This window comes from Rhizobium sp. NLR22b (genome assembly GCF_019685295.1).
In the GTDB taxonomy this organism is placed as follows: Bacteria; Pseudomonadota; Alphaproteobacteria; order Rhizobiales; family Rhizobiaceae; genus Rhizobium.
Window position 1 is genome coordinate 26,189 of the sequence record NZ_JABDWM010000020.1, and the last position, 18,594, is coordinate 44,782.

Consider the following 18,594-nt stretch of genomic DNA (forward strand, 5'->3'; position numbering starts at 1 on the left):
ATGGAGTCGCCATCGTGCGAACAGTGGGTCATGCTCTCCCTGTGCACCGAAGCGACCGGGACGGTTGTAGGATTCACAGTAAAACAGATCATGAACATACCGGGATGCCAGCCTTGCTAACTTACAGATAAAGAACGTAAAAGTTGTTGGGCTTGGCGTTTCCCGGGGGTTAAGCGTTAACCTTTCGTTAACCTAAAAGCCCTTGCTCAAAAATTCGAATCGGCGCTTATTGCCGGTGGCGGAACTTTACCGGTTTCGCGAAAAATACCGCCAGTGGCAACAAATGGGTTATCGATATGGCGAAGGCCGCCGCAAAAGAAGCACCTGCAGTTGAAGGATTGACAGCCTTGATGGAGCGTCATGCCGATGCCCTCTCGAGCCAACTTCAAGCACATCATCTTAAGGTCTTCCCACCGCATTCCGAGAAGGGCATTCGAACATTCGGGCCGTCTGAGGCGTCTAAGCTGCTCGGCGTTGGCGAGTCCTATTTGCGCCAGACCGCGTCAGAGATGCCGGAGTTGAATCTTAGCATGAGCCCGGGTGGCAGGCGAATGTTCTCAATTGAAGATATCCATGCGATTCGGAAGCATATGGACCAGGTCGGCCGCGGGAACCGGCGTTACCTGCCGCATCGTCGAGATGGCGAACAGCTTCAGGTTATCTCTGTTATGAATTTCAAAGGTGGATCTGGCAAGACCACCACCGCCGCGCATCTGGCACAGTATCTCGCTATGCGCGGATATCGCATCCTGGCCATAGATCTGGATCCCCAGGCGAGTCTTTCCGCGCTCTTCGGTAGCCAGCCGGAAACCGACGTTGGTCCGAACCAGACGCTTTACGGCGCCATCAGATACGATGAAGAGCAGGTTGCTATCGAGCAGGTTGTCCGAGCAACGTATATCCCTGATCTCCACCTGATCCCGGGCAATCTTGAGCTGATGGAATTCGAGCATGACACGCCGCGTGCGCTGATGAAGCGCAAGGAAGGCGACACGCTCTTTTACGGTCGTATCAGTCAGGTGATCGAAGACATCGCAGACAACTACGACGTCGTGGTGATCGACTGCCCTCCCCAGCTTGGTTACCTCACGCTTTCGGCTCTGACTGCCGCAACATCGATCCTAGTCACTGTCCATCCTCAGATGCTGGACGTGATGTCGATGAACCAGTTTCTGGCAATGACATCAAACCTTCTGCGCGAAATCGAGAACGCTGGCGCAGAGTTCAAGTTTAATTGGATGCGCTACTTGATAACTCGTTTCGAACCGAGCGATGGACCGCAAAATCAGATGGTCGGTTATCTGCGGTCTATTTTCGGCGAAAATGTCCTTAATTTCCCGATGCTTAAAACCACCGCGGTTTCGGATGCTGGTCTGACAAACCAGACCCTATTTGAAATCGAGCGTGGCCAGTTCACGCGTTCGACCTATGACCGAGCGTTGGAGGCGATGAATGCCGTCAACGACGAAATCGAAACACTGATCAAAAAAGCATGGGGTAGACCCACATGAGCCGGAAGCACATCCTTGACGTCTCAACAGACGCGCCCGAAACGTCGTCCGCAGACTACAGAGCCGCAAAGAATCGATCCATGCCGCTTCTCGGGGTGGCAAGGAAGGAGCGCGATCCCGCAACGAAGCTCACAGCGAACATTGGAAACGCGCTGCGAGAGCAAAACGATCGTCTCAGCCGTGCCGAAGAGATCGAGCGGCGTCTTGCTGAAGGGCAGGTAGTGATAGAGTTGGATGCCTCGTCAATTGAGCCGTCGTTTGTGCAGGATCGTATGCCGGGGGACATCGACGGGCTCCTTGCTTCGATCCGCGACCAAGGACAGCAAGTCCCCATCCTTGTACGACCTCATCCGGACCAGCCCGCCCGATATCAAGTTGCTTTCGGCCACCGTCGGCTGCGCGCCGTTTCAGAGTTGGGAATCCGGGTCAAGGCGGTTGTTCGCGAACTGACAGACGAGCAATTGGTCGTAGCGCAGGGTCAGGAAAACAATGAGCGAGAAGATCTTACCTTCATCGAAAAGGCGCGCTTCGCACATCACCTAAACAGGCAGTTTTCAAGAGAAATTGTCATCGCCGCGATGTCTATCGACAAGAGTAATTTGTCGAAGATGCTTCTGCTCGTCGACGCCCTCCCCTCTGAACTAATCGATGCTATTGGTGCTGCTCCTGGCATTGGACGGCCGAGTTGGCAGCAGCTAGCGGAGCTGATCGAGAGAGCGCCTTCACCGGCCGATGTGTCGAAATATGCGATGTCGGAGGAAGTTCAAGCGCTGCCATCGGCAGAACGGTTCAAGGTGGTGATCGCTAGTCTGAAGCCGAGTCGGGTTGCGCGCGGACTTCCTGAGGTCATGGCCACCCCGGACGGCACCAGAATTGCTCAGGTGACGCAGAGCAAGGCCAAACTGGAAATCACGATTGACAGGAAGGCGACGCCTGATTTTGCGACCTTCGTACTCGAGCGTTTGCCAGCGTTGTATCAAGCGTACCATGTTGAGAATCAACGGAAACACGGAGAGTAAACCGCAAAAGAAAAGAGCCCCCTCAACGTCGCCGTCGCGGAAGCCCTTCTGTCTCTCTAGCAAGAACAGAATCGCATTTCCTCGAATCCTCGTCAAGAGTTTTTAGCGCCGTGTTGGTGAGCTGAGTTCCTTTGCCTGCTGAAAGGTAAAAGATAATGCACACGACAAACGTAACGACGCCCTTCGGGCGGCGGTCGATGACGCTTGGCATGCTTGCAAACCAAGTCATGGCCGGGGAGATCAAACCGGATCAGTCGGTTGATAAGTGGAAATTGTTTCGCGCGCTGTGCGCAGCAAAGCCGCTGCTTGGCATCGGCGACCGAGCGCTTGCCGTGCTCAACGCGCTTTTGAGCTTTTATCCGAAGAATGAGCTGGCCCAGGGAAACGGTTTGATCGTCTTCCCGTCGAATATCCAGCTTTCGCTCAGAACGCATGGCATGGCTGAACAGACTGTGCGGCGTCATCTTGCCGCGCTCGTCGAGGCAGGTCTTCTGGTGCGCAAGGATAGCCCCAACGGCAAGCGTTACGTCCGCAGGGACAGGGCAGGGGAGGTCGACGAGGCGTTCGGCTTCTCGCTGGCGCCGCTGCTTGCCCGTGCCGAGGAGATCGAACAGCTTGCGGCCGCAGTGATGGCTGAGCGGCTGCATGTCCAGCGTTTGCGTGAACGCATTACCCTTTGCCGCCGTGACATTGCCAAATTGATCGAAGCGGCAGTTGAAGAAGAGATCCCCGGGGATTGGCAAGGCCTCTACAGCGAATTCCGGGACCTGATCGAAGGCCTGCCGCGATCGCCGACGGTAGCGCAGCTTGAATTGCTGCTGGATGAATTGGAGGTTCAGCGGGCGGATATCCTTAACCGATTGGAAATTCGGATTAAATCAACAAAACGGAGCGGCAATGCCGATTATATTGAGCGTCACATACAGAATTCAAATCCCGAATCTATTATTGAATTTGAACCAGGCTTCGAAACGAAGCGGGGCGCGATGGCTGAGCAAGACAACGATCGAGGGGGCGTGACGCCAGAGAAGGGTAGGGGTGAGGCAGAGCAAAGTCGACAGCCGGGGGTCCGCAATGATGGTGGCGGACTGAAATCCTTCCCGCTCGGCCTCGTTCTGCAGGCCTGCCCGGAAATCCTTGCCTATGGGCCGGATGGCGTAATCCGCAACTGGCGCGATCTGATGGCCGCAGCCGTCATCGTTCGATCGATGCTGGGCGTCAGTCCGTCGGCATACGAAGAGGCCGCCAATGTGATGGGGCCGGAAAATGCCGCGACCGTGATGGCATGCATCCTGGAGCGCGGCGGCCACATCAATTCGGCCGGTGGCTATCTTCGCGGCCTGACGCGGCGAAGCGAAAAGGGAGAATTCGCAATCGGCCCGATGCTGATGGCGCTTCTGCGGGCGCACGGGGAGGGCAGGTTGAAGGTCGGGTAGAGTTTTGATCATCGTGAATTGGGACCGAACTCAAAATTTTCATGACGCGGAAACTAGTTTTCTTCGGTGGTCAACTGACCACCGGTATAAGGTACTGAAAGATAATTGTTTTTTCGGGCAGAGATTTTTGTCGGAGCTAAATATGCGCGGTGTGCGCCTATGAACAAGTTGCGTCTCGAGGCAGAGCACAAGATGCGACTGGTGAGAGAGCTGAATTGCGGCGTCAGAGAATGGGGAAGGCCCGTCCCCTCCGGCGGACGGTTGAGATCGAATGGACGAGGTCGCCTTACGAACGGTGACACCGCGGCTCGCTCTGACGGCAGAGACGGCGACGATGATAGTGGCGATCTTCGGCATCACCATTATTCGCGCTATTCAGTCCGGCATCATCAGCACAAAGCTGCTCGCCGTGCCTGTGCTGGCAGTATCGGCAGCCTATGCAATATGCGTTCCGCGGGTGGAAAACCGGACTGGAGCAACGGTCAAGGGCAAGTCGCCGAGCGAATGTGACCTTCGGACCCCTTGACCGTCACTGGGCGCGGCCAGCGCGAAGGCCGGCGGGAATCATCACTCCCTACAAATGTAGATCGGAGGCCTTAGTGCTGGCGACCAACCGGCAGCAGGCGGAAATGACGGATGACCGACGAAATCGATTTCTTTGATTTGGCACCGTTATCGGTGAATGGTCATGACGGAATATCTCCACCTCCTGCCAGCCTATCGCCAGCATGCCGAGGTGGGGATTGAAGAACGAGTCGGCTGGATCCGTGCAGATCGTTGGCAGGAAACAGCCGATGCGAGGGCTGCACTGGCGCGGCTGGAAGATCTGCTCTCCTATCCGCCGCGGGATCGAATGCCTTGTCTGCTTCTCTATGGCGATATCGGCATGGGAAAGACAAAAATCATCCGAAAGTTTCTTCGCGATCACCAGCCCATCTCCGATCGTGGAACCGGGGTGACGAGCATGCCGGTCGTGGCGATGCAGATGCCGGCCGAACCCGTCGAAGGCGATGTATACGGCGAACGCCTCAATGCAATGAGCGCACCGGGTCCAAGCGGAGACGAGACCTTCCGTCTGAAGACCACTTGCCGCACTCGGATGCTGATCATCGATGAGATCCATGCCTTGCTGACCGGGACGTATCGGCAGCAACGGGTCTTCCTCAACGTCATTCGCTTTCTGGCGAACGATCTGAAAGTCCCGTTGACCTGCGCCGGTACCGATCTCGCCCGTCAGGCGTTGTTGACGGATCCTCAGCTCGCGGAGAGGTTTGAAGCATTTCACCTTAAGCGGTGGTCAAATACACAGCAGTTTGCGCAGTTGCTCGCAAGTCTCGAAAGCATAATGCCTCTGCGCCAGTCATCTCAGCTTGGGACCGCAGCGGTTCGCCGCAAAGTTCTGGATATGACCGATGGCTTCACGGTGCGAATTTTTCGCCTGATCGAGACAGTTGCGGTCGAAGCCGTCCGAAATGGGAAGGAGACGATCACTTTTGAGAGCTTCGACGGTGACAACCTTGTCCTGCCGCTGGTTGCCGATGGCGCGGCGCACTGAAGGCGGCCTGCAGCGACATGCAACCCAGTGAGACCGGTGCGGCTGCTGGCTATTGCCCGACGGCCCTTTGAGGATAAGCTTCTCAGCTGTTGTTGGCGGGTGGCGAGCCATTGCTCCAACCATCTCACCCCGGCAGGTTGGAAACCGGATAAGTGGACTTTCGGAAGGCTCGAACACACAATTCTTCAATCACGACATTCCGACCGACCAGTCCGCGTCTATGGGCGCTTGCCTGTCGCCTGCGGCAAGTCGATCTGGAGCAACTGTCTCTGAAGGCTACCGGGCGCAGCAGAGCGTCTTTCGTCAGCGATGCGGCGCATCGAGGCGTTTGTCCGGCATGCCTGGACGAAGATGCCGAGGAGGGGAGGGACCACTACTGCCGCCAATCGTGGCCATGCGTCGAAGCAGTGGTCTGCCCCCGGCACAGAATTGGCCTCGAGATTAACTGCGGCGGATGTTTCCGCAGCTGTCTGTTTCAGTTTCGGTCTACGCCTGATGGTGTTGTTAGACTGGTTTGCCGTGATTGCGATGCGGTCGTCTGGGCGCGGCGGTTCCAGCGCCGCGATCAAACAGACTTGCTGCAGGTCGTATCGTTAGTAGGCGAGGCCATCGGCAAGGGCGGGTCGGAGTTTGAATGCACCGAGACGGCAAGCCGCTTCCTCTGGACGCCACGGCCGGAAGGGATGCCATACATCGCCGCGCTGGGTTTATCGCTGCCTTATGGTCAACGGCCGTCAGTTACGGCAGGCGCGGCGCCGCTGGCCAGCCTTCCACCGGCATGGTGAGCCGTGACCATTACGGCTATTTCAGACCTCCTCTTTCAGGAGACCGCCAAGAAGGCTCTACTCTCTGCCTCCGTTCGCGAAGCCTTTCGGCAATTCGAGCGCGGGCCGGTCCCAGAGTATCATCCGGTACCTCCACCAACGCGGGCGGCGTCAGTTCTAAATCTACGTGCGGAAACCAAGTACCGGCAGTTGGCCCGCGGCATTGTCGAAAGCGAAGGCTGGAAATCTCTGCCGTCCAAAACAAGGCGCGCAAGAAACCGGGCAATCGGCAAGTTGATGCTCCGTGCCCTCAATGACGGATGAGACCAAACCGATGTGCCTCATCCAGCAGGTGGCGAACAGAGGACGGTTGCCATTTGCGCCCACCGCGTGCCGGCCGCTCACCCATCTGATCCAGTTGGGCGGCAATATCGCGCAGCGACAGATCTGGATCAGCAATGGCAATCGCTGCAACGAGCTTCATCAGGTGATCCTCTGGGGCACGACGGGGCGAGCGCCCCAAAAGCTCGGAGTCGGCAAGCTTCTCGCGGACCATCCGATGCACCGCGCGGCGCAGGCGTTCCACCGTCCAGTCATGGCCCCGGCGATTTAGCACCCGGACGACATTGTCCCAGCTGTGCTGAGGCCGGAGTTGCCGCACCATCGGCAGCCACGTTTGGGCGGACGAGATCAACTCGTCGAGATAGAGTTTGTCTCGCGCCTTCGACACCGCCTTGATCGCTTCTGGCCGCCGCTCTCGAAGTCCAGGATTGCCCGGCAGCTTGCCACGCGCTTTTGCCGCCTTTATGCCAGCTCTGGTTCGCTCGGCGATTAAAGCCCGTTCGAGCTGCGCGACAGCTCCGAGAACCTGAAGAGAAAACATCCCCTGGGGGGTGGACGTGTCGATGGGATCGCGGATCGATCGGAAATGGACGCCGCGCTCTTCAAGGTCCTCGATTACCTGCAACAGATGGCTGACTGAACGGGCGAGGCGATCCAGCCGAACGACGACAAGCACATCGCCAGCGACGAGCTCGCCGAGCAGTCTCGCCAGAACCGGTCGGGCCCGTGATGCGCCGGATCCGTGCTCTTGAAAAATTCGCTCGCAACCGGCTGCGCGCAACTCGTCCATTTGTGCATCATGGACCTGATCGTCGGTTGAGACGCGTGCATAGCCGATAAGACGTTTGGGAGCCGGCGATGGGTTGGCGGCTTGCCGTTTTGCCATGGTTTTCTCATGTGCTTTTCAAGTACTTTGTACAGATAAGGAATGCATGAGAAAATGAACAGTTGCAAGCGTGTTTTATGGCCCAAATGCAGCCCCACCAGACTCGAGAAGCGGCTTCGAACGGGCATCCGGCCATAACCAGTGTGAAACGCGCTCTGATGACCATCTGCGGCGGAAATGCCGGAAACTAGGGAGTTCGGAGGAGGGGAGGGGTAATAGGTGCCGCCTGAGAAAAAGATTGTTGAGCGAACCCTATTCCGCTCGGCAGGAGAGGGCTGCTGTGCGTGGCCTGCAGAGCAGAGATCGTTCCGCCGAACCTCGCCCAAATCTGCTCGAAAGGCTGGAAAACCAGGCGTTTCTGGTGATCCAGGGCGACCGACATGCTGATTTTCGACTCCAGAACAATCAGCTTCGATAAGAGGTACTTATCGGAGGTCAATGACCTCGGGCTCATTTATACCCAGTGGCGAACCTAAACTTTCAGATAGAGTTCGTTTAACAAATCATTTACCCTAATTTCAATGGCTTACGATTTTTCGAAAATCAGCATGACTGCCCTGATGGAACCGGCTTTCGACGCCGGTGTCGCCCTCACGCGTCTCGACGAGCGCATCGCCCGTTCGCCGGTCGGCCAGGGATGGATAGAACGGTCCCATTTCGCCGACGCCTGTGCCTCGCTGTGGATCGACGGCGAACTGGTCCATCTCGAAGACCTCGTCCTCCACGACGCTACCCGCGATATTCGCACACCCACCCACGAACTGACAATTGCCCGCGACGTCTTGCGCACCCGCCGGCGCATCGCCGCCCAACTTCCCGGCTGGGCATTGTCGGCAGACGGCGTCCGCACTCTCAGAAAAACCGCAGAGATTACGTCGGCTGACACGGAAGAGGTGCAGGCGGTCGGTGCCATCCGGCGCGCCGTCGCGGACGATCCGGAAGGGGAGGGGGACGATGGTGATGACGCGGAGAATTTACCCGGCGTCGACTATGCCGCCATTGATGCGATCCTTGCGCGCTCTGACGCCGCGATCGAACGAGCCAGAAAGCCGGGCCGGGCTCCGGCCGATCCGCTGATCTATGATCTAGACTGGGACGAGGATTCCAGGCTCGACGAATGGCGGGGCGTGCTGCGCCAGGCGGAAAACTTGCCAGCGATGTTACATGCCATCGTCGTCCTCGATGCCTGGAACGAGCTGGCCGTCCTGCAGCATGCGCCCTGGCTCGGCCGGCTGTTGGCCGCCTCCATTCTGCGCCAGGCCGGCGTTACCACCGGCGCCCATCTTGCCGCCATCAATCTCGGTCTGAAATCCATTCCAGTCGATCGTCGTCGGCATCGCGACCGGGAAACCCGGATGCTCGCCATCGCCCACGGACTCATCGCGGCCGCGGAGATCGGGCTCAAGGAGCATGACAGGCTGGCGATGGCTCGAACACTGATGGAGCGAAAGCTGGAAGGGCGCCGGACATCTTCAAAACTGCCGGAGCTGGTTGACTTGGTGATGGCCAAACCGTTGGTGTCGGCAAAAATGGTGGCGAAAACGCTCGACGTCACGCCGCAGGCGGCGCGGCGGATTGTTTTGGAGCTTGGCCTGCGCGAGATGACGGGGAGGGGGAGGTTTCGGGCGTGGGGAGTGATCTGACTGCTAGACCGTCGCCACATGTGCCGGATCATTCACAAGAATTAGAACTTGGCTATCGTCTCGAAATCGGCCAGTAGGTGTGGTAGGGGAAAAATCATGCTCGCTACGAATGATCAGGAAATCAGAGCCGCGCTTCATCATAAGAAGCTTCGGTCATACCAGAAGGCCCGCAGTGCCATCATCGTAGACGAACTTGGTTTGTCCCATGCCAAGGTAAGGATCGATGTCGCGGTTATATCTGCGGAAGTCCATGGTTTCGAGATCAAAAGCAGCCTCGATACGCTTGATCGACTTCCGGGGCAGCTCGAGTTTTATTCGAAGGGTCTGAGCAGGCTGACACTTGTTTGCGCCGACAAGCACCTGGCGAAGGCAGAAAGGATCGTCCCGGACTGGTGCGGGCTGATCCTTGCTGAAAAAGGACCGCGAGGCGGTATTACGTTTGACACAGTGCGGCGCGCTCGCGCCAATCCATCCGTCGATGCTATTCAAGTAGCTCACTTGCTCTGGCATTCGGAAGCTGCCGAGCTGTTAGCAGGGTTCGGAGCGTCGCCGCGTGAACTCAAGCGAAGCAGGCTACAGCTCTACATCGATTTGGCCGCTCAAATGCCAATCGCGGACTTAATTGCAGCGATCCGAAATTTCATGGCCCAGCGCTCGACGTGGCGAGATCAGCCAGCACATGCATGATGTGATGGCTGATCCCATTTTCCTTCCAGCGCGTAAGATTTGACGGCGTAGCTAGCTTCTTCGCACACAGGTCGATGTACTCGTCGCCCGCTGAAAAATGAGGGCCGCAAAACTGGCCCGATTTGAGAATGCTGTCGCAATGCGTGTGCATTTGTCCCGGATCAGATCTGAATGCCCCACCCTTTCGAACATTCCATGTGTCGCCTGCCGTATAGACGAGCTTGCCCGCTGGCTTCAACATCCGCATGTCCTGAGCGGTGAATTCGGGGTGGACGATTGTGTAATCTCCAAAGTTCGGGATCCGCCCAATTCCGGCAAGCTTGGTGCGCAGTGTTTTGTAAAAGACCCAGTCGTGCCGCGGCAGGTGTCCACCCGGTTTGTCGATGCCAAGTATCTGCGGAAAGCCAGTGCCGATCACCACCAGAGAGCGGTAGCTGATCAGCGCAGACACGTTGTCCATCGCCGCTATCAGCCCATCTGCGAAGTCTGCGTAGGGCTGAAAATTCGGCGCGCCGAGATCGATGATGAGGTCTGTGTGGTCTCGCGTGAGACCAATCGAAGAGATCAGTGCGATTAGTCGTGCATCGAAGTTGGGCTTCATAACGTGCTCAAGGCGAGCTCGGATACCGACACCGAGCTTGTCGATTGCTGCGATGCCAGCCACGACAGCATTGACGGCCGGCGGGGCGTCCAACGAGGTGATTGGCACAGCCCTCGATCCGAAGCTCCGTATTTCCTCGAATACGTACGACATGGGCGTTCGGCCATCCGCCATGCTTGTCGTGGCTATATTCGTATGGACGTCGATCCACGCGGGTCTCTTACCCCACTTTTGCTGGTAGCGCTTCGGAAACGTCTGCACCTGCTCTTGAACCGTCTTCTTCGGTCGACCTTCCTCGAAATCGTATTCCGGCTCCGGAACAAGTATGAACGGAACGACGAGCTGCTTTGCCGCGTCACTAAGTCGGAACAGCGCCTGGTATTCGCCTTGGCGCCATCGCAGTGACGGAACATACATGCTGGGAATTAGCTTCATTCCATCAATCCCTCAAACTGCATCCGAACGGTTCCCGACCCAACCAGATTAGTGAAGAGGCGAAAATCGTTTCTCTCCTTCCTGATCCTGCCAGCAATGATACTTGCACTGATCCCAAGCTTTTCTGCATCGATGAGGACCGCTTCTTCCGTCAGCGCAAATCGAGATAGGCACTTGCGCCAAACGTCTTGCGGAATGAGCTGATCCAGGGAAAACTTGTCCGCATCCTCCTCATACTGGTCGCCTGGATGGCCATCCTCTTCGTCGAAAAAATCGAACCGAAGAGAGTTGTATAGATGCAGGAATACGTGTCCCAGTTCGTGGAACAAGACGAACCAAAAGTTATCCAGGCGATCGAACCGAAGGGTTAGGGCAACAACTGGATTTCCAAATGGAGCGACCATGGCCGCGCCATCAAGATAAGTTCCGGGAAGATGACTTTGAACGATCATCCCAATGCCGTTTTGGCCGAGTAGATCCTTGGCCTTGCGGGGTCCGTCGCTGTCCTTCGTGAGAGCGGCCAACTGACCCAACCAACGATCGTTCAGGCTAAACTCTCCTATCAAGCCCGCATTGAAATCATCGGTTGCCTTCTGAAGCACACGTGCTTGCCACGCCAAGAGAGCGTGCTCGTTTGGTGCGTTGCCGCTATGCATTTTTTTGCGGTGAAGAGCCGTCGCGAACTGAGGCCCGGCCACCTGATGAAACCAGGTACGAGCTGACGTTGCCAGGTCATCACCCTTGATCCAACCGCGTCTAGCCATCTCCCGAAGCGGGAATTTGTTCCATTCAATGGAACCAGCATCAGACCAGGCATAAATCGCCCCCTCCGAACGCTCTTCACCCGATCCGTAGGATGCAGAGACGCGAACGCCCAACATGCTGGCGACTTCCATCAGGCGCGCAAGGCTGGCGCTCATGTAGTTAGTTGCTTCGTATCGCTGCACTTGTTGCGCTTTCAGGCCAAGACGCTCAGCGAGATCTGTTTGAGACAGGCCTCTTGCGATACGCGCCTGTATTAGAACGCGGGGCAGCTCTTCAAAGGAGAATTCCTCCGTGAATCCAGCAGCTCCAGACTTTAGATAGTCGTACTCTGCCATCTCTCGCTGAATGTCTGCGATTTGGCTTTGGACCGCATCGGACTCGATTTGCTTCAACCAATCGAGCTTACCTTCGCCAACTTGGTCAGCGAGCGCAGCGGTTCTCAGATTGTTGAGCTGTTCCTTCGATACTGCGTACTGTCTATCACTGAATATCATGAGCTAGCCTCCGAAGGATCGTCGCATCCGTCATGATCGAAACTTCAATAATTCCCTTTTTCCCACCCGAATGTTTTTCAACCTGGAAAAAGTCCAAGAACGCCCGTCCAGAGCCGGCTTCCACGATGCTCGAAGGGAAGAACTCACCCCCGAAACGAGCCTTTTGTCGGGCTCTCCCATCGCTAAAATCCGTGAACACTGGATCGAGGAGGGAGCTGAGAACCCCAGCTGGATCCCAACATGCGTCGTAGTCACCTGGGATCGGTTTAGCTGTGACAAAGCTTCCGTCCAGGTAGATTTTCGAACACCCGGCCTTCACCAACGCAGTTGCGCCATCAACCAATCCTGAGAGCAATGTGCGGCGCCGCTCATTGTATCCATATACACTCTGTATCTCATCAAGAGACGCAGGATGAATGCCGCTCGGCAGCACATCCCAAGGAGAACCGGATAGGGAAACGAGCGCTGGAATCATATTACAACAATAATGTTGTAAGCGAAGAAAGGCAAGGGGCAACTTATCCGATCGGCAATGGTATTCATGTTGCCAGATGCCGGCGCCTGATCGACCGGACAAATCTGCTGTTCGACAAGGTTCGAGCCCAGCGCTCTCGGAAAAATGCGGTAGCAGACAGATAAGAGGTCCACACCCTAAAATATAGACGGTTTAAATTGGGTCGGCGGGCCCGCTTACAGTGTCATTTCACGCATATCTATTAGGTATTAAAATCGAGATCCTACATGAAGGGAAACGCTGTGGGATGCCCGTACGGTATCCACGTTGACTTTAATAAACGTCATCTGCACCATCTGCGTCAGCTTCGAAAAGATCCTCGAAATCATCATCGTCATAGTCTTCAATATTAACCGTGAAGTCTTCCAAGAAGTCGGACCGAACTCGGCTAATTCGCTCATTCTCGTCGCGGAGTGATCGGATCGTGTTAGCAACGGATGCGAAGCCGTTCTCGATCCTCAGAAAGCTCACCCTTTTAGCAAAAAGCGGCGAGAAGTAAGGATCCTGCTCGACAAATGCAGTGTTGATGCCGGGCACAATTCCTTGAAGAGCCGTTTGATAAGCATACAACCACATGGGACCTTTGAGGCCATCAGAAGTATGTGATGCGTTCCAAAGCCCCAGATCGAATTGACCTTGTATCAAATCGCGGGACTTCGCCAAAGCCGCGAGAAGGCCGACCATCCCATTATCGACTTGCAGAAGCGACTCGGCCGCGTAGGCGCCGACAACTACTCCCAAGCGTATCGCCAAAAAGAGGAGCCATATGATTTCGCCAGTACGATTTGCTCGAGCGAGCGCAGGAAGCCGATGGTCCAGAAAGTCCTTCAGATTGGTTAGGTCAAGGTCACCGTGTTCAATCTGACGGAGAATGAATATTTCGACGACAAGTGATACCAGCGTGGAGTTTCGCCGATAGGCGTTGATGAGCAGGCTCTGGATCGTCCGCCAGCCCGAAGATCGAATAATAGCTGTTCTGGCGCAGGCGAACGCAAACTTTTCGACGTTGATGGTCGGGTGGGCTTCGCACAGCCTTCCCACCTCGTAAAAGAACTGTTGCATGCTTGAGAGATCGGGGTTGCCGCGCGGGATATGGGCCCTTGCGGCCTGCTTCCACCCGATGTTGTGACGCGTCGCAGTCGAGTTGATTTCTGATTTCTCGTTGTTGAGTTCCAGTTCGAAATGCGATGCGGCCTGACGCAGCGCTGCGATGATGTCCTCGCCTCGCTCTCCATTGACTCCGCTGATTGTAAAGTCGTCGATATATCGGGAGGCATCCCTAGCTGTCACACCCAGCCGCTCCCGGAGCTTTTCGTCTATGCCGGACGCAACCAACTCTGCCAGCAGACGAGACGTATCAGGGCCGACTGGCAACCCAATGGTCTGCGCGCCTTGGAGGTTCCGCGACAGAAGGTCCAGAACGTTCCCATAGTGTGCATATCCGCGGTTCGCCGGGATCTTCGCCCATGCTTTTCCATAGATCGCCCATGGGATTGAATGCGTATAGATCGAATGGAAGAACGATCGGACGTCCGCACTGACATATTCTTCCCGTCGTGACGAAAGATCGATGCGGAAATCGTCGCGCAAGTCCACACTCGGCCGCATTACCGCACGGGTCCCACTCCAATCGAACACCGGAGGAGATGCAGTCAGCCGTGACTTTCTCGCGCTGCGACGGAGGTGCACGTAGTTGTCTGAGATCGTCTTTGATAGCAAGAGGTAGGAAACTGGGTTTGGGACGCCGTGACGACGGTCATCCTTACCAAACCTGGGAAAGTAAAACCAAGTCGGTTCCGTGATGTATCGATAGTACGCAGGCTGCTGTTGGATCTGCGCCATCGATGTGATGCGGTCGAAGATCGCTTTTCGATAACGCGCAAGATCGGTGGACACGAAGCAAGGCGGAAGTTCGGGTGCGAAGTACCCATGGGAGAGCAGCCGCCGCAGTCGTTCGGATTTATTCTTGGCGACCATTGTGCGTTTCGTGCCTCACTCTATCGCGGCTTTTCTAATGAAATTCACGCCGGCTTTTTCCAGCGAGGCAATGAATTGCCGAACGTTCGTGAATCCTTTGCTATCCTCGCAAAACGAAAACTTTACCCGCTCCCGAGCCCGCGACAAGGCTACCAGAAAAACATTGGCGTCGTCCTGACTGTTCCAGAAGACATCGTCGTTGAGTTCGACGAAGAAGACAGTGTGATACTCCAACCCTTTGGATTTATGGATCGTCATCAGACGTACCACGCCGCGCCCTTCGATCGCATCGATGCACTGCTCCCAGGTCTCATCCTTGTGTGCGCAGGTATCATAGAATTCGCCGAACGCGGCCAGCACCGCCTCAAGACGATCCCTATTGCGATAATCGCCATAAGCCCGGGAGAGGTGTGCCTTTCGGATTTCGGTTACTATGGCTTCGGCGATTGAACTTCCTGTTACGTCCGCCGGACCCCGCCGCGAAAGAATAGGCGAGAGGTGATCCACTAGCAGCCTCGTTGCGCCAAGGCTCCTCGCCAAACCCCGCTCCGACGCAATGTCCCAGCCCTCGAACTCAGCCACAAAGTCGCGACACACCTGAAACGGATTTCCGATCCTTGCGTTCACAGCGAGCTTGAGGGTCGCCATGATAAAACGCACGGCAGGCTCTTTGAGCAAATCCTGAATCTCGATCTCGCGGAACTTCCGTGATTCGTTCCTGATCCTTATGCCCTTCGATGTGAAATGAGGGCGAAGCCTTTCTTCGACATTTCCGATGTACGAACGAGCCAACACGACGAAGTCCTCTGGTCGCCTGCCAGATGCGATCTCGCTACCGATGAATTCGGCGATGGCGAGGCTTTCGTAGTCCCGAGTGGCAAAGATCCATCCTTCGATTGCGTCGGGAGGTACGGGATCGTCCTTTCGGGCGGATTCAGTGGGAACGGGATCGCTTTCGAAAAGAGTGACAACCGAGTTGATCAATCCAACGATCGCAGCGTTAGAGCGGAAGTTGAACAGCAGCCGACGAGGAGCAGCGGAGAAATCCGTTTCCAGCCGCTGGAACACGTCAGGTAGCGCGCCGGCATACTTCATTATCGCCTGATTGGTGTCGCCAACGGCTGTCATGACGGTGTCGCTTCCCGAGAAGGCCGCTGTAATGAGGCGGTACTGAAAATCGTTGACGTCCTGGAATTCATCCAGGAATACGTGGGAGTATGTACGACGGAGTGCCGCCTGCACGGCCTGCTGCTTTTTTAGAATCATGGTCGCAATCAGCAAAACCATATCGAACGTGATACTCGACTGACTGGATTGGATGCAGAATTTCCACCACGCCTTTCGAATTCGTTCCCTTCCATCGTCATCCGGGAAGAGGCCGCCGAACGGTTCCGAGTGAGCTACCTCGCTTAAGCGCGCATTGGTGTAGCCTGAAATCGCGGGAATTTCCGCTTCCACGCCCCGTCTAAAGTCATTCCAAATCGTCGCATTCGGGGCGAAGATGCGATAGTTTGCCGTTGGTCGTTCGTCGTCCGGCAACGCTTCGCGAAACTGGTCGAGAATTCGTTTTGCAAAGCTGTGGAGCGTGAGGGATTCAAATCTGGCCCAGAAGATCGGATCACATCTGGCCTGCACCCGCTCCAGTATATTCCGAGCTGCGTCGACCTTAAAGGCAATCGCGAGGATTCGCCTCGGCGGCGAGCACAATCCCGTCGTCAGCAAGAAATTCGCTCTCTGCGCAAGGATCTCGGTCTTTCCAGCCCCAGGCCCGGCCAAAACCGACAGCGAGCGCATCGATTTTACGACGTCGAGTGCAGTTCCCTCGAGTTTGATCCCAGTCGAAGCAGTCCAGTGATCGGGCGCTGTATAGGTCACACGCCATCTCCGGACTTTGCTTTTGCCGCCATTATCTCTTTTGCTCGAGTGACGACTGCCCTCAGAGGCTCTGGGCAGCCTGCCTGGATTTTCTCATGTGTTAGCTTCGTGAACGCGAGAAGGTGTGATCCCGGTTTTGAACTAGATTTAAACAGCTCGTCGTAGGCGTGGAGCTGCTCGCTAGTGATCGAAAGCCCCACCGAGTTAATCTCAGTGCGCCCGGCGCCCTTCTTGAACACGCTCTTTTCAAGTCTTGTGATCTCCTCAGGGGTGGCGTTTGGATGATAGGGCGTTTCGGCCCCGTACGCATCCGGGAAGGCTTGGAGCATCATCATATCAAGGTCGACGGGTGCGGAATAAAAAATGTTCCGGCGCCGCAACCAATGTGCCCATGGGAGATAAGTGTCCTTTGTAAACGGAGGCAGGGCAGCGACAGCCTCCACCGTTGCTGGCACTTCATTCTTGTCGTTGTCCAACCATGTCGGTACGTAAGAGGGACCGAGGTCCGACAGCCAGGAGACCGCGTTCTTCAGCCGTCCGATCCCGCCACCAGTGCGACCAAGGTCGAAGTCTAGCAATGTAATATGCGGGATATCCAAGCCGTTCAAAAGTCGCCAAAGATGCTGCGCGTGGCGTCCTCCGATTGAGACGTAGGCAATGAACGAAGGATCCAGACTGACGCCAAGCGCATCTGCGATCCTCGGAATCACCAATCGCTCGGTGTCGCCCTCTCCGACGATCACCAGCCTTGCGAAGTAAATTTCAGGATTCGCCAGGATGACTTGCTGAACGAACTTGTCTTCATCCGATTCCTTTTCCGGAAGGGGGAGCGCAAGAACACGACTCGTCAGGAAGGATGGCTCCATTCGGAAATACCGGACGTGGCGCGGCGGAATTCTACTAAGTATGCTTGTTGCGTGGCTCGTCACGACAGCCTGTGCCGTGCCGTCCTTGTTGAGCGTGTCGAGCAGCGAAATCAACTTTGGAAGGTAGAACGGCGCTAGGTGGTTCTCCGGTTCTTCCAGGGCGAATATTGTGAGCGGCGGGTAGATAAAATCTGGGACTACGAAGCCCTCCAGCTTCTTCGGCGCGGCCTTCTGCATGTCTGACATCAGCTTATGCAGAGTCGCGGACAACGCGAAATACAGGAGCGAGGTCTGCCGCTCGCTGAGCTCGTCCAGTTGTCGCAGGCCACCCCCTGGGGCTTTCATAAAGCGTAAGGTAAGATCTCGGATAAGCTTCTGAAACTCGGTGGCAATAACCCCAAGTTCGACCTTTCCGTCATAGTGGCCGTCATGAAGAGAAGCCCAGAAACCCTCCAGGGTCTGCGTCACCATTTTGAGAGCAGGTGTCTCGTTGAGGTTTTTCTGGAGGTCCTCGGCGAATCCTTTCGACTTGGACTTTGTGTTCTCGTCCCAGTCCGCGGATCGCTCTAGCCGTTGAAGGAGGTTTCGAAGAGCGGTTTGGCTGACGCCCCGCGAATCCCTGTGGGCGGGAATGTAGACCACCTCTGCGTACTGGGTAGGGCGTCCACGAAGCGGCGTCTTCCTTTCATCGTCCGGACCGAACGGGACTGGATCGAGAGTTCGCACGGCGTAGAACTTGGTCTCGAGGTCATCGTCGATCGCATTTGCACGGCTGTATTTGCATTCGAGCCGAACTCTTACCTTCAGGCTCTTGTCGATGCCGTTGAAGAACAGGTCTGTGAATACCTGGGCATTAGTCGTGTTGCCCGGAAACCCGAAAACGGCCTCGATGACGATCTCCCGCTCGGATCCCTTAATAATGTGAATGTCTTCCCCTAGGCCGAAATGGACATCGGACCGCCTGATCTGCCTTTCGGCGGCGATCGGTGAAAACAGCCTCTTCAATGCCTCAAGAGCGGCGGTCTTCCCCGCCCCGTTGTTTCCAACGAACGCGTTGGTGCCGGCTGCAAGATTGATATGGACCGCTTCATCACCGAAGCAGCGGAAATTACGGATCGAGAGGCTTTCGATGTGCATGATGATCCATGGCACAGAATATGGACAAGCAAAAGTATCGTTCGTCGAGGGAAGATGCAACTTTGGGGAAAAGTTCAAACTGCGAAA

The 18,594-nt window shown here is 56.1% G+C and carries 15 protein-coding genes; 8 read left to right on the forward strand and 7 right to left on the reverse strand.

The genetic code is table 11. The features are described from left to right. Nucleotides 1-296 precede the first annotated feature (296 nt). The 6 genes from repA (at nucleotide 297) to HJC00_RS33190 (ending at nucleotide 6,306) form a co-directional block, all read left to right on the forward strand. Nucleotides 297-1,511: a plasmid partitioning protein RepA gene (repA, locus tag HJC00_RS26820; protein WP_168301561.1), complete on the forward strand. Its 1,215-nt coding sequence runs from the start codon at nucleotides 297-299 to the stop codon at nucleotides 1,509-1,511. Continuing rightward, entirely contained in the window at nucleotides 1,508-2,530 is a 1,023-nt protein-coding gene (gene repB / locus HJC00_RS26825; protein ID WP_168301562.1) for a plasmid partitioning protein RepB, read from the forward strand. The genes repA and repB overlap by 4 nt, the downstream gene beginning before the upstream one ends. Nucleotides 2,531-2,685: 155 nt before the next feature. Beyond that, nucleotides 2,686-3,966: a plasmid replication protein RepC gene (gene repC / locus HJC00_RS26830; protein WP_221164852.1), complete on the forward strand. Its 1,281-nt coding sequence runs from the start codon at nucleotides 2,686-2,688 to the stop codon at nucleotides 3,964-3,966. Between the two features lie 271 nt (nucleotides 3,967-4,237). Then, entirely contained in the window at nucleotides 4,238-4,492 is a 255-nt protein-coding gene (locus HJC00_RS26835; protein ID WP_168301564.1) for a hypothetical protein, read from the forward strand. A 162-nt stretch (nucleotides 4,493-4,654) separates the two neighbouring features. Then, entirely contained in the window at nucleotides 4,655-5,521 is an 867-nt protein-coding gene (locus HJC00_RS26840) for a TniB family NTP-binding protein (protein ID WP_259672320.1), read from the forward strand. Between the two features lie 152 nt (nucleotides 5,522-5,673). Continuing rightward, on the forward strand, nucleotides 5,674-6,306 hold the full coding sequence (locus HJC00_RS33190; RefSeq protein WP_168301566.1) for a TniQ family protein: 633 nt from the start codon (nucleotides 5,674-5,676) through the stop codon (nucleotides 6,304-6,306). A gap of 289 nt (nucleotides 6,307-6,595) precedes the next feature. Here HJC00_RS33190 and HJC00_RS26845 read toward each other — a convergent pair whose 3' ends face one another. Next, the gene (locus HJC00_RS26845) at nucleotides 6,596-7,513 is read right to left on the reverse strand and encodes a recombinase family protein (protein WP_221164853.1); all 918 of its coding nucleotides are present in this window, start codon (nucleotides 7,511-7,513) and stop codon (nucleotides 6,596-6,598) included. Nucleotides 7,514-8,034: 521 nt separating this feature from the next. On the opposite strand from HJC00_RS26845, the gene HJC00_RS26850 reads away from it, so the two are divergent. Continuing rightward, nucleotides 8,035-9,156 carry an RHE_PE00001 family protein gene (locus tag HJC00_RS26850; RefSeq protein WP_221098871.1) on the forward strand — a complete coding sequence of 374 codons (1,122 nt, stop codon included), beginning with the start codon at nucleotides 8,035-8,037 and terminating at the stop codon, nucleotides 9,154-9,156. Between the two features lie 96 nt (nucleotides 9,157-9,252). Then, entirely contained in the window at nucleotides 9,253-9,843 is a 591-nt protein-coding gene (locus HJC00_RS26855; RefSeq protein ID WP_207246315.1) for a sce7726 family protein, read from the forward strand. On the opposite strand, the gene HJC00_RS26860 is transcribed toward HJC00_RS26855, so the two are convergent. From HJC00_RS26860 to HJC00_RS26885, 6 genes are all read right to left on the reverse strand, one after another. Continuing rightward, nucleotides 9,797-10,879: a beta family protein gene (locus HJC00_RS26860; RefSeq protein WP_246590485.1), complete on the reverse strand. Its 1,083-nt coding sequence runs from the start codon at nucleotides 10,877-10,879 to the stop codon at nucleotides 9,797-9,799. The two genes, HJC00_RS26855 and HJC00_RS26860, sit on opposite strands and share 47 nt — an antisense overlap. Beyond that, nucleotides 10,876-12,138 carry a helix-turn-helix domain-containing protein gene (locus HJC00_RS26865; protein WP_221164854.1) on the reverse strand — a complete coding sequence of 421 codons (1,263 nt, stop codon included), beginning with the start codon at nucleotides 12,136-12,138 and terminating at the stop codon, nucleotides 10,876-10,878. The genes HJC00_RS26860 and HJC00_RS26865 overlap by 4 nt, the downstream gene beginning before the upstream one ends. Then, nucleotides 12,125-12,613, reverse strand: coding sequence for a DUF6932 family protein (locus tag HJC00_RS26870; protein WP_207246313.1), 489 nt, complete (start codon nucleotides 12,611-12,613; stop codon nucleotides 12,125-12,127). The genes HJC00_RS26865 and HJC00_RS26870 overlap by 14 nt, the downstream gene beginning before the upstream one ends. A 312-nt stretch (nucleotides 12,614-12,925) precedes the next feature. Next, entirely contained in the window at nucleotides 12,926-14,629 is a 1,704-nt protein-coding gene (locus tag HJC00_RS26875) for an RNA-directed DNA polymerase (protein WP_221164855.1), read from the reverse strand. Nucleotides 14,630-14,644: 15 nt separating this feature from the next. Then, entirely contained in the window at nucleotides 14,645-16,504 is a 1,860-nt protein-coding gene (locus HJC00_RS26880; protein ID WP_207246311.1) for a UvrD-helicase domain-containing protein, read from the reverse strand. Then, on the reverse strand, nucleotides 16,501-18,507 hold the full coding sequence (locus HJC00_RS26885) for an ATP-dependent endonuclease (RefSeq protein WP_221164856.1): 2,007 nt from the start codon (nucleotides 18,505-18,507) through the stop codon (nucleotides 16,501-16,503). The genes HJC00_RS26880 and HJC00_RS26885 overlap by 4 nt, the downstream gene beginning before the upstream one ends. Nucleotides 18,508-18,594 lie beyond the last annotated feature (87 nt).

What these genes read in the sequence shown, in the direction of transcription:
- repA (WP_168301561.1), top strand. Translation starts at nt 297, where the DNA reads ATGGCGAAGGCCGCCGCAAAAGAAGCACCTGCAGTTGAAGGATTGACA.
- repB (WP_168301562.1), top strand. Translation starts at nt 1,508, where the DNA reads ATGAGCCGGAAGCACATCCTTGACGTCTCAACAGACGCGCCCGAAACG.
- repC (WP_221164852.1), top strand. Translation starts at nt 2,686, where the DNA reads ATGCACACGACAAACGTAACGACGCCCTTCGGGCGGCGGTCGATGACG.
- HJC00_RS26835 (WP_168301564.1), top strand. Translation starts at nt 4,238, where the DNA reads ATGGACGAGGTCGCCTTACGAACGGTGACACCGCGGCTCGCTCTGACG.
- HJC00_RS26840 (WP_259672320.1), top strand. Translation starts at nt 4,655, where the DNA reads ATGACGGAATATCTCCACCTCCTGCCAGCCTATCGCCAGCATGCCGAG.
- HJC00_RS26845 (WP_221164853.1), bottom strand. Translation starts at nt 7,513, where the DNA reads ATGGCAAAACGGCAAGCCGCCAACCCATCGCCGGCTCCCAAACGTCTT.
- HJC00_RS26850 (WP_221098871.1), top strand. Translation starts at nt 8,035, where the DNA reads ATGGCTTACGATTTTTCGAAAATCAGCATGACTGCCCTGATGGAACCG.
- HJC00_RS26855 (WP_207246315.1), top strand. Translation starts at nt 9,253, where the DNA reads ATGCTCGCTACGAATGATCAGGAAATCAGAGCCGCGCTTCATCATAAG.
- HJC00_RS26860 (WP_246590485.1), bottom strand. Translation starts at nt 10,879, where the DNA reads ATGAAGCTAATTCCCAGCATGTATGTTCCGTCACTGCGATGGCGCCAA.
- HJC00_RS26865 (WP_221164854.1), bottom strand. Translation starts at nt 12,138, where the DNA reads ATGATATTCAGTGATAGACAGTACGCAGTATCGAAGGAACAGCTCAAC.
- HJC00_RS26870 (WP_207246313.1), bottom strand. Translation starts at nt 12,613, where the DNA reads ATGATTCCAGCGCTCGTTTCCCTATCCGGTTCTCCTTGGGATGTGCTG.
- HJC00_RS26875 (WP_221164855.1), bottom strand. Translation starts at nt 14,629, where the DNA reads ATGGTCGCCAAGAATAAATCCGAACGACTGCGGCGGCTGCTCTCCCAT.
- HJC00_RS26885 (WP_221164856.1), bottom strand. Translation starts at nt 18,507, where the DNA reads ATGCACATCGAAAGCCTCTCGATCCGTAATTTCCGCTGCTTCGGTGAT.